At 61.6% G+C, this 10,577-nt stretch carries 11 protein-coding genes; 7 read left to right on the top strand and 4 right to left on the bottom strand.

The window, feature by feature from the left end:
- Positions 1 to 156 precede the first annotated feature (156 nt).
- A protein-coding gene (locus tag ACEK02_RS24430; RefSeq protein WP_145206737.1) for an IS3 family transposase occupies positions 157 to 1,517 on the bottom strand; the annotation gives its coding sequence in 2 pieces (ribosomal slippage) (positions 157 to 1,170 and positions 1,173 to 1,517; 1,359 coding nt in all).
- Between the two features lie 338 nt (positions 1,518 to 1,855).
- On the opposite strand from ACEK02_RS24430, the gene ACEK02_RS24425 reads away from it, so the two are divergent.
- Positions 1,856 to 2,206 (top strand): hypothetical protein, encoded by a 351-nt coding sequence (locus ACEK02_RS24425; RefSeq protein ID WP_371424088.1) that lies wholly within the window; start codon positions 1,856 to 1,858, stop codon positions 2,204 to 2,206.
- Between the two features lie 528 nt (positions 2,207 to 2,734).
- Here the strand turns inward: ACEK02_RS24425 and ACEK02_RS24420 are convergent.
- Positions 2,735 to 2,989 carry a hypothetical protein gene (locus ACEK02_RS24420; protein WP_371424087.1) on the bottom strand — a complete coding sequence of 85 codons (255 nt, stop codon included), beginning with the start codon at positions 2,987 to 2,989 and terminating at the stop codon, positions 2,735 to 2,737.
- A gap of 580 nt (positions 2,990 to 3,569) precedes the next feature.
- On the opposite strand from ACEK02_RS24420, the gene ACEK02_RS24415 reads away from it, so the two are divergent.
- The gene (locus tag ACEK02_RS24415) at positions 3,570 to 3,698 is read left to right on the top strand and encodes a hypothetical protein (protein ID WP_371424086.1); all 129 of its coding nucleotides are present in this window, start codon (positions 3,570 to 3,572) and stop codon (positions 3,696 to 3,698) included.
- Between the two features lie 665 nt (positions 3,699 to 4,363).
- On the opposite strand, the gene corA is transcribed toward ACEK02_RS24415, so the two are convergent.
- Positions 4,364 to 5,332, bottom strand: a complete 969-nt coding sequence (gene corA / locus ACEK02_RS24410) for a magnesium/cobalt transporter CorA (protein WP_371424085.1) — start codon at positions 5,330 to 5,332, stop codon at positions 4,364 to 4,366.
- 437 nt (positions 5,333 to 5,769) lie between these two features.
- Between corA and ACEK02_RS24405 the strand changes: the two genes are divergently transcribed.
- The 5 genes from ACEK02_RS24405 (at position 5,770) to ACEK02_RS24385 (ending at position 10,031) form a co-directional block, all read left to right on the top strand.
- Entirely contained in the window at positions 5,770 to 6,369 is a 600-nt protein-coding gene (locus ACEK02_RS24405) for a hypothetical protein (protein ID WP_371424084.1), read from the top strand.
- A 71-nt stretch (positions 6,370 to 6,440) separates the two neighbouring features.
- A complete protein-coding gene (gene lpdA, locus ACEK02_RS24400) occupies positions 6,441 to 7,850 on the top strand; it encodes a dihydrolipoyl dehydrogenase (RefSeq protein ID WP_371424083.1) in 1,410 nt (469 codons plus the stop codon).
- 1,002 nt (positions 7,851 to 8,852) lie between these two features.
- A complete protein-coding gene (locus tag ACEK02_RS24395; RefSeq protein ID WP_300883980.1) occupies positions 8,853 to 9,176 on the top strand; it encodes a hypothetical protein in 324 nt (107 codons plus the stop codon).
- 63 nt (positions 9,177 to 9,239) lie between these two features.
- Positions 9,240 to 9,620, top strand: coding sequence for a zf-TFIIB domain-containing protein (locus tag ACEK02_RS24390; RefSeq protein WP_300883981.1), 381 nt, complete (start codon positions 9,240 to 9,242; stop codon positions 9,618 to 9,620).
- 78 nt (positions 9,621 to 9,698) lie between these two features.
- Positions 9,699 to 10,031 carry a hypothetical protein gene (locus tag ACEK02_RS24385; protein ID WP_300883983.1) on the top strand — a complete coding sequence of 111 codons (333 nt, stop codon included), beginning with the start codon at positions 9,699 to 9,701 and terminating at the stop codon, positions 10,029 to 10,031.
- Positions 10,032 to 10,113: 82 nt separating this feature from the next.
- Here ACEK02_RS24385 and fliE read toward each other — a convergent pair whose 3' ends face one another.
- On the bottom strand, positions 10,114 to 10,464 hold the full coding sequence (gene fliE / locus ACEK02_RS24380; RefSeq protein ID WP_300883985.1) for a flagellar hook-basal body complex protein FliE: 351 nt from the start codon (positions 10,462 to 10,464) through the stop codon (positions 10,114 to 10,116).
- Positions 10,465 to 10,577 lie beyond the last annotated feature (113 nt).

Genomic DNA, 10,577 nt, shown 5'->3' with positions numbered 1-10,577 from the left:
CGTTCAAGTCGTTTACATTTTCCAACTACAAGGTCAGCGTCCGCTTCGAGGGCCCCGTCGCTCTCGCTACCGAGACCTACCGTGTCCGTCGTCAGAACATTTGGCACAACTCGCGGCGTAAATTAGCGGAGTGCGGGCCTCGTCCTGGGGTTGATATTAAGCGGCGATCTTGCGGTGGAGCAAGCGGCGATGTTCGATGGTCTTCCGTTTGATCCTTTCGCGCTGTTTGATGATGGCATCGGCCCTGCCGAAGTAGGCGTCGGCGGGCGTCACGTTGTTCAGGCTCTCGTGGTAACGTCGGTGGTTATAATGCTCGACGAAGGCTTCGATCTGGGCCTCAAGGTCACCGGGCAGGAAGTAATTTTCGAGCAGGATGCGATTCTTGAGGGTCTGATGCCAGCGCTCGATCTTGCCCTGGGTCTGGGGATGCATCGGAGCGCCGCGCACATGGCTCATTTTCCGGGCCTCGATATATTCCGCCAGTTCACCCGCGATGTAGCTCGGGCCATTATCCGACAGCAGCCGAGGCTTGTGCAGCACCGTTGCGCTGTCGCAACCCGAGGCCTCGAGCGCGAGGTCCAGCGTGTCGGTGACATCCTCGGCTCGCATGTTGGTGCACAGCTTCCAGGCGATGATGTAGCGCGAGAAGTCGTCGAGCACGGTCGACAGATAGACCCAGCCCCAGCCAATGATCTTGAAGTAGGTGAAGTCGGTCTGCCACATTTCGTTCGGCCGCGTCGTCTTGGTGTGGAACGCATCGGCTGCCCTGATCACGACGAAGGCCGGGCTGGTAATCAGATCATGGGCCTTGAGCAGGCGATAAACCGTGGCCTCCGACACGAAGTAGCGCTTCTCGTCGGTGAAGCGCACCGCCAGTTCGCGGGGCGACAGATCGGTTGTATCCAGCGCCATGTCGATGATCTGCTGCTGGATATCGTCGCCGATGCGGTTCCACACCCGGCGCGGGGCCGATGGCCGATCCTCCAACGCCTCCGGGCCGCCTTCGAGATAGCGGTCGTACCAGCGATAGAAGGTCCGGCGCGGGATGCCCAACTGCTCCAGCGTGCGCCAGGCCGGGAGGTGCGACTGTTCGACGATCCGGATGATCTCCAGCTTCTCGGATGCAGGGTATCTCATTCGTCGTCGCCCCCATCCGCGATCATGCTTTTTTTAAGCAGGCGGTTCTCGAGGGTCAGGTCGGCCACGCATTCCTTCAGCGCACGGGCTTCCCGGCGCAGATCCTGGACCTCGCCGGTGGTTGCGGCACGGGCGGTATCGCCGGCGAGCCGGCGCTTGCCCGCTTCCATGAACTCCTTCGACCAGGTGTAGTACAGGCTCTGGGCGATCCCTTCCTTGCGGCACAGTTCAGCAATGCTGTCATCGCCGCGCAGGCCTTCAAGCACGATCCGGATTTTATCCTCGGCAGAGAAGTGCCGGCGTGTCGCCCGCCGGATGTCCTTCACCACCTGCTCCGCAGGAGCCTTCACCGATTTTTTCAAGGAGGATTTGGGCTTCATCTTCGTTCCTTCGTCACTACGACGAAGCCCAAATCCTCCTTAATTCACAACCTCAAATCTGTGCCATTGGCGCTGACGCCGGACACGTTTGCCTGTGGCCAGCAGGCCGCCCATCACAAGAACAAGTACATGCTCCCAACTGGGGGCAGTAAAGCAGGAACGCCATGCCTGCAGCCATTGGCGCAGCATGTGGGGGACGGGATCGCCGATAACGGCCTTGTTCTGGTCCAACATCCCATGCTTCGAATCCTGAATGAAGCACGTTGCAACGCCTGGGCTGTTGCCATGCGGCGAGTTGACTCGGATATGCTGTGACCTGACGGCAGCCAGGACGCACCATGAAAAACGAGGAAATTGTTCTGCGCATCGAAACGTTCGACGCCGTTAATGGAGGTGGCGTCGGATGGTACGAAGACAAAGGCGCTTACCACCTCTACCTGCTGGCAACCGAGGCACCGATCGCCCGCCTCAAGCCCATCGGCACGCGCGACGAAGTCAGGATCGGCTACTGGTCACACCGGCGTAAATGGGAAGATATCGACGATATGGGCGGATGCGTCTTGCCCCTCGATCAGGCCCTCGACCACATCGCTGAAAACGGCATCTTCTGGACCTGGACCTGGCCAATAACGTACAAAGTCCAGCTTAGTTCCCAGTGGAAAACGGACACCTTAGCGGCGCCGCGATAAAAGCTCGCTTAGAGGCTTGCCGGAAAAAAGCTCAACGTAGTGCGCACCTAGCGATCATAGGGTAGCCGCTCACCCCTCGTACTGGCGCCCTCTGAACGTGTCTCGCAGCTCCCGAGTTATGATCCCTTCTTCCGCGCCGTTTCGGGGTCGTTGCAGCGGTAAGACCTGCAATGCAATCAGCTCCGTGAGGCCGAGGGTTTTATCAAGCGCCAGTCGATCCTCAGCGCCCAGCGCCGAGTACCTTGATAGACGGCCCTGTCAGGCGATCGTGGACCGTGCTGCATGCCAAGGTGACCTTAAACTTCCTCATTTCAACGAAATAGGACGAAGCAGGATTCGGTCCAAGTAGGCGGTATGTCGCACCGCGGCTGAGCCGCACAGGCTCCTTATTGGATGCGACCCGCTGCGCGACCGAATTAAGGTCCGCAAAAGCACGAAGCGGCCCATCCGAAGATTGTTCGCCAGACGCCGCTCCCGGCGTTCGCACAGGCTCAGTTTGGCGGTAAAAGCGCACCACCGAGCCGTCGCCTAGCCGTCAGCTGGCTTTATCGGTGGTGGATAAAATCCTCTGATGACCTCGACCACGGCTGCGGGGGAAATACCTTCTTCAAGCATCATGGCAAACAGCGCGTCGTCCTCAGACGTTGGGCGCAATCCTTCGATCGTGAGGTTGGCGCGGGACTCCCGTAGGTCCTCGCGCCAAATTGCGGTCTGCTCTGGCGTGGCACGAAGAGAACCCGCGGCGCGGATGCGATGTCGCAATGTTTCAGGATCAGGCGTCATATGACGTCCCCCTCCCCGGGGTTCGGCTTGCACTGCGAGAACACGGTTACCCCGCATAGAGTAAAATAACCGGTTTTACCCTTTTTGCCCGCTACCGCGAGATCCACATGGCAAAAAGTGCGATGGCAGCTTCCACACGATCTCGATCCGATCGGGCCCGCAATGAACGCGTGTTTTCGCGCTAGACTAGGTGGCATATTGTCCGGGCAGGCTTTTCTTGAACACCATCCTTGGCCCCCATGTGCGGTCGAATGCTGGGTCCCCGACTTCCATCGGGCGGGCCGCGCAATACGAGACCTTGTTGTCGCTCGTCGTGCGGAGAGCTTGTGGGGCGTGGTTACCAGTGTTCCTGCGTGTTCAACCGTCCCGGCCTCGGCGGTTGATGGAACGCGCGTCATGTCCATGATGAAAAAGTGGCTCATGATGCTGGGGTATCCGGCGCAAACGGGCTGAGACAGCGGCTGGCGGCCTTTCAACTTGTTCTTGGATCTTTAGCGTTTCGGACCTAAGTAGGGTGCAACATGGCCGTCCCCGCTGGTGCCTCTGGCATCAAGGGGCGGCCTTCTTCATATGAGAGCCAATGCTTCCGCCCTACACTAAACGCCATCTCCAGCGGATCGGCGACGCGCGCATGACCCCCTATTGGCAGCCGTTCCACCAGATTGTCCTCGATCCTGCCGATGCGACGCACACCATCCGCACCGATTAGTTCTGATCAGGCGCCGAATTCCATCATGCCGTCGATCTCTTCCGTCCGACAAGCATCTTCGCTTTCTGTTTCGTGATGCGATCGCACGCATCGAGGTCGCGCTGCGCGTGGATATCGCGCCCGCGTTCGGCAGCGCGGCCCGTGGGCACTCGCCCCCGGCCGTTCTCGACATAAACCGCGCCGCCAGCAATTCCGGGACGGCACCCGCATCAACGCTGGCTGATCAAGGCGGATAAGTCGATTATCCGTTCAAAGGACTACTGAGTGAAGGAGTTCTTCGCAACCAAAGTCCATAGCCGCGCCCGGCAGCCGCGGCCCGGATCAACGACGCTCGCTTCCGTGACCGCCGCCTCTGTGGTTATCCCCTGTACAGTTGATCGTTTGCCGACAGTTCGCCCGCGTCGAGTTGTAGTCGATCATCGCCATTTGCCACCGCGGTGACGCCAGACATTAAATCCTGCGTTGGATATCCGACTCGACAGGCGGACCAATCGAAAGACTATTCGGACTCGCCGGGCAAGTGGGATGAAGAGCAAGCATTTCGTAACGAGGTTCACTGTTTTCGCTGCCAGGAGCCAAAGGCCCGCCGGCAAGATCGGTTCCCACCAGTGTACGTTACGTCGACGTGTCAATGAAACGAGCTCCCGAACGCAATCTCCGCCAACTCAAAGCCAACGCGCGCGCTTGAACCGCAGGTAAAGTGTCGTGCACACGATCGCGATAACGCCGAGCACGACGAAGTAGCCGTAACGGCTTTGAAGTTCAGGCATATACTCGAAATTCATCCCGTAAATGCCCGCGATTGCCGTTGGCACCGCCAGGATCGCCGCCCACCCGGCCAGTTGCCTGGTAATGGCGCCCGTGCGCTGCTGCTCCATCAGATGGCTGAACTCGACCACGGAACTCAACACCTCGCGCAGGCCGTCCACCATGACCTGCACGCGCCGCACATGATCGAGAACATCGCTGAAGTAGGGTTTTGCATCGTCGTCGATGGACGGAAGATCGAGCCTCACCAGCTTGCCCGCCACCTCGCTCATCGGACCGAGAACGCGCTGAAAACGGATCAGTTCGCGCCGCAGCGTGAAGATGCGGTTGACCTCGTCGCGGTTAAGGAAGTTGTCGAGCGCTCTCTGCTCCATGGACAACACCTCGTCCTCGATTGTCTCGACCAGCGGCAGATATCCGTCAACGACGAAGTCGAGGATGGAGTGAAGGACATAATCGACCCCATGCATCAGCAGGGCAGGAGCTGCCTCCAGGTGCTCACGCAGTTCGCTGTGACCTCGCGCCGAACCATGGCGGACGCTGATCAGGTGGCTGTGTCCGACAAAAATCGCGGTTTCGCCGTAGGTCAGCGTGTCGGCATCCAACCGTGCGGTTCTCGCGACCACGAAAAGTTGGTCGCCGTAAACGTCGATCTTTGGCAACTGATCACCCTTGCGCGCGTCCTCGACGGCCAAGGGGTGGAGATCATAAGTGTTTTGGAGGGTTTGAAGCTCTTCATCGGTCGGGTCCGCGATACCGATCCACATGAACTCGGACTTGTCCTGCGGACAGTCGATCTTCTCACCGATCGCCACAGGACGGACCCGTGCGCCGTGACGATACAGATATGCAGCAACGACGGTCATAGGAACCTCATGAGCATTGTCATGCGCGTTTTGACAGCCCAAAAGCGGTCAGGGAACCGGAAATGTCGTAAGCCCAGCGTAATCGTGCGTTCCCTCGGGTGCCATGGTGCGACGATCATCGGCCGGATGGCACCGTCGGCAGCGCCCCGAAGGGCGGCCAGGACCTGTGGCAAAGCGCGTCGAGCAACGTGTAGCCGGCGGACGAAGACAGCGCGATACTGAGCGCGATGCCCGTCCAAAGCGTAAAGGTATAGGTTGCGGTCTTGCCTTCTTTGCGTACGCCCGGCGAGATCGATAGGTCCTCGGGGAGGTCGCAGGAACACTGTGGCCACCGCGACCCAGCCGACCGCTCCGCCAGCAAGCAGGCTGGTGCCGACAATGATCGATGCAGGAATTCTGGCGGTGGGGGGGGGCGGCGGGCGCGCAACCTGGGCGGCGTGGCCAGGGAAGACAGTGCGCGCGGCACCTGGAGCGTCGCGCCGGCATTGGCAGACTGCTCGCAGCGGATCGATGTCGAACTCACGCTCACGCCCGATTGCGGCGTCACACTCAAACCGTGGTCGCCACTGCACGTGCACCTGGGCGCCGCCCACCACACGGCCAACGTGGTGCTGCTCGACGACGAGGCGCTGGCGCCGGGCCACTCGGGCCGCGTGCAGCTGGTGCTCGACGCGCCGGTGCACGCGGCGCCGATCAGCAGCGCGTCTCCTCCGGCCAGCGCCACGTTGACGGCCGTGTACACCGCCGCGCCAGCAAGGAAGCCGATCGCGACCGCCAAGTATCCCCCCTGCCTCCAAGGCTCGTCCATGAGTTCGCACGACTGCGCCGAGATCAGCGCGCCCCAACCGAATGCCATGATCGGCGCGACGACTTTGCGCGGCGTGACCACGAACCAGGCTATCGGCCGCCCCGATCAGGAGCGCGGACCCGCTAAGCAGGCCCCACAAACCAGCTTGGACGGACAAGGGAATCACGGAGCCCCCGGTGCGCACGTTTTCGGACGGACGCGGGATGCTCGGCATGCTGGAACGCAATAAGGCTGATGACGGTACTTGGCTATCAGAGCTAGATTGCCCGTGAGCTACCGGTGCAAAACTGAGGAATTGAGATGAACGACGCCTATGATGTTATCGTGATCGGGGGTGGAACGGGCGGTTATCCGGCAGCGATCCGCGCAGCGCAACTCGGCATGACGGTCGCATGCGTCGAGCAGCGCGCCACATTAGGCGGAACGTGCCTCAACGTCGGCTGCATCCCGTCCAAGGCGCTGTTGCACTCATCCGAGGTTCTGACCGAGACGCAGGAGGGCTTGGCGCAACACGGCATCGCCGCAACAGGGGTGAGCTTCGATCTGTCGAAGATGCTTGCCCGAAAAGAGAAGGTTGTTGCCGATCTGACCAAGGGCGTCGCGTATCTCTTCAAAAAGAACAAGGTGGACTGGATTCAAGGCTCTGCCCGGTTCGAGACCGCCAGCCGGCTCAGCATCGTTTCCGAAGCCGGATCGGTCCGCGTGGTCGAAGCACGGAAAGCTGTCATCATCGCGACCGGCTCCGAGGTCGCGACCATCCCTGGAGTAGTCATCGACGAGCAAAGGATCGTCTCATCGACCGGCGCTCTGTCGCTTTCGAAGGTACCGAAGAAGCTCGTCGTGATCGGCGGCGGCTATATCGGTCTGGAACTGGGCTCGGTCTGGCGACGGCTCGGCGCGGACGTAACTGTTATCGAGTTCCTCGACCGCATCGTTCCAGGCATGGACGGGCAAATTGCAAAGCAGCTTCACCGTATGCTTGAACAACAAGGCATCGAGTTCCGCTTGCAGAGGCGCGTGACAAGCGCCGAAGCCACTCAGGATGGAGTCCGCCTCGCGATCGAGCCGGCGGCTGGCGGTGAGCCTGAGTCGTTGGAGGCGGATGTGATCCTGGTCGCGGTAGGACGGAAACCCTTCACCGCCTCGTTGGGCATCGAGGCGATCGGCCTTGAGCTTGACGCCAAGGGACGAATCCCCGTGGGGCAAGGTTTCAAGACGAATGTTGCAGGGGTCTTTGCAGTCGGCGACGTGATCCCCGGACCCATGTTGGCGCACAAATCGACACTCGATGGCGTCACGTGCGCGGAAGGGCTGGCTGGCCGGTACGCCGGCGTCGATTATGCTCGCGTGCCGGGCGTCATCTACACCTCCCCAGAGGTGGCGACCGTGGGACAAACGCAGGAGGAACTCGACGCCGCAGGCATCGCATACAAGCAGGGCATGTTTCCCTTTACGGCGAATAGCAGAGCACGATGCAATGGCGACACCCGCGGAATGGTCAAGATCCTCGCCGACGCACGCACCGACGCCCTACTCGGGGTTCACATCATCGGCCCGGATGCCGGCACCATGATTTCTGAGGCTGTTCTCGCCATGGAGTTCGGCGGGTCGTCGGAGGACCTGGCCCTTGTCGTGCATCCCCATCCGACACTTTCCGAGTCGCTGAAGGAAGCAGCGTTGGTGCTGCAAGGAAAAGGGATGCATATTTAGTCTGGGCGATAGTGCCGTGCCGCGTCGCGACCGAAGTTGCGCCGGCGAGCTGACACCGGCTCCCGGCTGGCGGCGCGGACGCTCGATCTGCCCCGTCGGGAGGCAGGTCAGCACATGATCCAGAACGTTAGCCCGACCCGTTCCGCGCGATCGTCGCGGCCGACAGGATCGTGACGGCCAATCGTCAAGCGATTGAGGGGCGCAGCAGGGCACGGTTGCGATGCACGATCGGGATCGGGCCAAGGGCACCGCCGTCGGCGGGATCGGGGGGAGGTCCGGTAATGACGCTGGTTGCGGCTAATGAACGAGGCCAGACTGTGGCATGGCGTAACAAAAATGATGTTGAGCAAGTCGAACGGAAGTATTTCGGCGCCTTGGCGTGGGGGGCTCCATGGTGTAGTATAGATATAACAAAATAGGCTGGTGGCGATGCGCACCGGCAAGGAGAGAGTGATGCCGTTCCGGACACTGAGGCTGATTGGCTTCGCCGCGGGGTCGGCCGCGCTGTTGGCAGGATGCACGACCGCGCAATATGCGCCCCGTTATTCCTATTACCGGGTTCCCTGCACCACACCGGGCGCGGTCCTTGCCGAGCCCATCGGCCTTCAAGCCGGTCCGACAACTCCTGGCGCATCTCCTGCTCCGTCCAGCACGCCTGCTGCCAGTCCCGCAGGCGCTATGCCGACCTGTGTGGTTGCGGTTTCGGCGGCCGACTACCGTCGCGCATATTATCCAGGAGGCTATTACAGCCGCCCCTATTACGGGTCGTTCGGGCTGGGGATCGGTTTCGGCGGCGGCCACTTCGGCCGCGGCCACGGTGGGGGCGGCCAAGGTGGGGGTCACGGCGGGGGTCACGGCGGGGGTCACGGCGGGGGCCATCACTAGTCCTGTAAACTGAAGATGAATGACGCCTGCCAGCTCGGTACCCGCCGCATTCATCCCGCCAAGTTCATAGCGTTCTCAAGGCGTGGCGATCGGCCACTCCGCATTGAGGAGATGATCATGAAACGCTTTCTGATCGCCGCGGTAGCTGCGCTCACGTTCGGCGCGCCGGCAATGGCTCAGTCCTATGGTGGATATGGTGGGCAGCCCTATCAGGGCGAGGCCCATGCGCGCGGCTTCGATGGCTCTGCCTATGAGCAATACGGCAGGTCCTACAATCGCGGGCCTGGCAATGGCTTCGACGACCGCGGTTACAACGACCGCCGCTATAACGATCGCGGCCACAACGCCCGGGCCGAACGCCGGGAGTGGCGGGAAGAACGGCAGCACGAACGTCGTGAACGCCGCGAACGAGGGGGCGGCAATCGCTACTACGGCTACTGAAGGCATTAGGATACGAAGGCACCCCTCTCGCCTGCGGGGTGCCTTCCGCACGAGGAGTTCATCATGGCTGATTTAGTACCTATCCAGAACCCGGCACCCTCGCGGGCGCAGGGCATGCTGTGTCCCGTGTGCCGGGTGGACCTTGTGCTGGCCGACCGGCAAGGAATCGAGGTCGACTATTGCCCGCAGTGCCGGGGCATCTGGCTCGATCGCGGCGAGCTCGACAAGATCATCGAACGCAACGCAGCCTATGAGGCGGCCGTAGCTGCCCCCCAGCCCGGACCGGCAATTTCGTCCCCCGCTCCCGGCTACGCCCAGCAGGGTCCGTGGAGCGGTGGCTATGGCGACGAGCACCGCGGCGGGCATCATGGGGGTCATCACGGCGGGGGAGATCATGGCGGCTACCGGCGCGGCGGATTCCTCGGCGGTCTGTTCCGGCACTGACTGGCACTGACCGGATGAGATGAGCCGATCGGTGAAGGTCAGTCGTCAAGCCTTTGCATGTGCGCGAGGAGAGCAACCGTGATCAGAACAATCTTCCTGGGTCTGAGCACGGTGGTCGTCGCAAGTCTGGTAATCTCGCCCGCGAGTGCACAGCGCAAGACCCATGGCGCCGGCGTCAGTTGGAGCGGCGGGCACGGCGGGGTTAGCTGGGACGGCGGCCACGCCTATGAGGGCGGAAGCTACGGCGGCTACCCTGCTGCCTCGCCCCCGTCTCCTGCGTACAAGCCACCACCTCCCGCGTACAGGATGCCGCAGCCTTCACCCGACCCGATTGCCCGTTCTTATCCAGAGCACGATTGGCGCGGCGGCCATCGCTATCCGGACCACGCCGGCAGAGCCGAACGGCGGTAAGAAGAAAGTTCACCGGCGTTGCACGATGACGCCACGAACCTTGTTGTCATTCGCTGCTCCGAGCCGGGCGCGCCTTGGCGGCTCACACCGCCATGTTCATGACGTCCTTGTAAGCGGAAAGAAGCTTGTTGCGGACCTGCAGCGTCGCCTCGAACGATATCGAGGCACGCTGCTGCATCAGCGCAACGGTGGCGATATCGGTGGTCTCGCCGCGCTCATAGGCCTCCGTAACGACGTCCTCCTGTTCCTGGAGCGCGTTCACCTTGTTGAGCGCGGTTTGCAACGTTGCCGCGAAGCTCGGCGTTGCCGCCGCGCCCTCCGGCTGGCCAGTCGTGTTGGCGCCCTGGGTCGAAACGGCTTCGCGTAGTACCGCATTGCGCTGGAGGATGGTGTTGCGCAACGCCATCACCTCCGCCACCCTGTTCACATTCATCGCGCTACCCGTCCGGCCTATAAGGAAGTTCCGGTCACCGTTGAGTAAAGGTGATTATAATTCGTTAAGCATATGCTCGGGCGACCGACGCGTGCAAGTGTATCCAGTAGCGC

Origin of the sequence: Tardiphaga sp. (assembly GCF_041424195.1) — a bacterium.
Classification (GTDB): Bacteria; Pseudomonadota; Alphaproteobacteria; order Rhizobiales; family Xanthobacteraceae; genus Tardiphaga.
The sequence above is the reverse complement of the archived record's forward strand: the minus strand, read 5'-3'. Positions and strand labels throughout refer to the sequence as shown.

Bases quoted from the DNA above. Each gene is read 5' to 3' on its own strand.
- corA (WP_371424085.1), bottom strand. From the start codon at position 5,332: ATGACCGTCGTTGCTGCATATCTGTATCGTCACGGCGCACGGGTCCGT.
- ACEK02_RS24390 (WP_300883981.1), top strand. From the start codon at position 9,240: ATGGCTGATTTAGTACCTATCCAGAACCCGGCACCCTCGCGGGCGCAG.
- ACEK02_RS24395 (WP_300883980.1), top strand. From the start codon at position 8,853: ATGAAACGCTTTCTGATCGCCGCGGTAGCTGCGCTCACGTTCGGCGCG.
- ACEK02_RS24415 (WP_371424086.1), top strand. From the start codon at position 3,570: ATGCTTCCGCCCTACACTAAACGCCATCTCCAGCGGATCGGCGACGCG.
- fliE (WP_300883985.1), bottom strand. From the start codon at position 10,464: ATGAATGTGAACAGGGTGGCGGAGGTGATGGCGTTGCGCAACACCATC.
- lpdA (WP_371424083.1), top strand. From the start codon at position 6,441: ATGAACGACGCCTATGATGTTATCGTGATCGGGGGTGGAACGGGCGGT.
- ACEK02_RS24420 (WP_371424087.1), bottom strand. From the start codon at position 2,989: ATGACGCCTGATCCTGAAACATTGCGACATCGCATCCGCGCCGCGGGT.
- ACEK02_RS24425 (WP_371424088.1), top strand. From the start codon at position 1,856: ATGAAAAACGAGGAAATTGTTCTGCGCATCGAAACGTTCGACGCCGTT.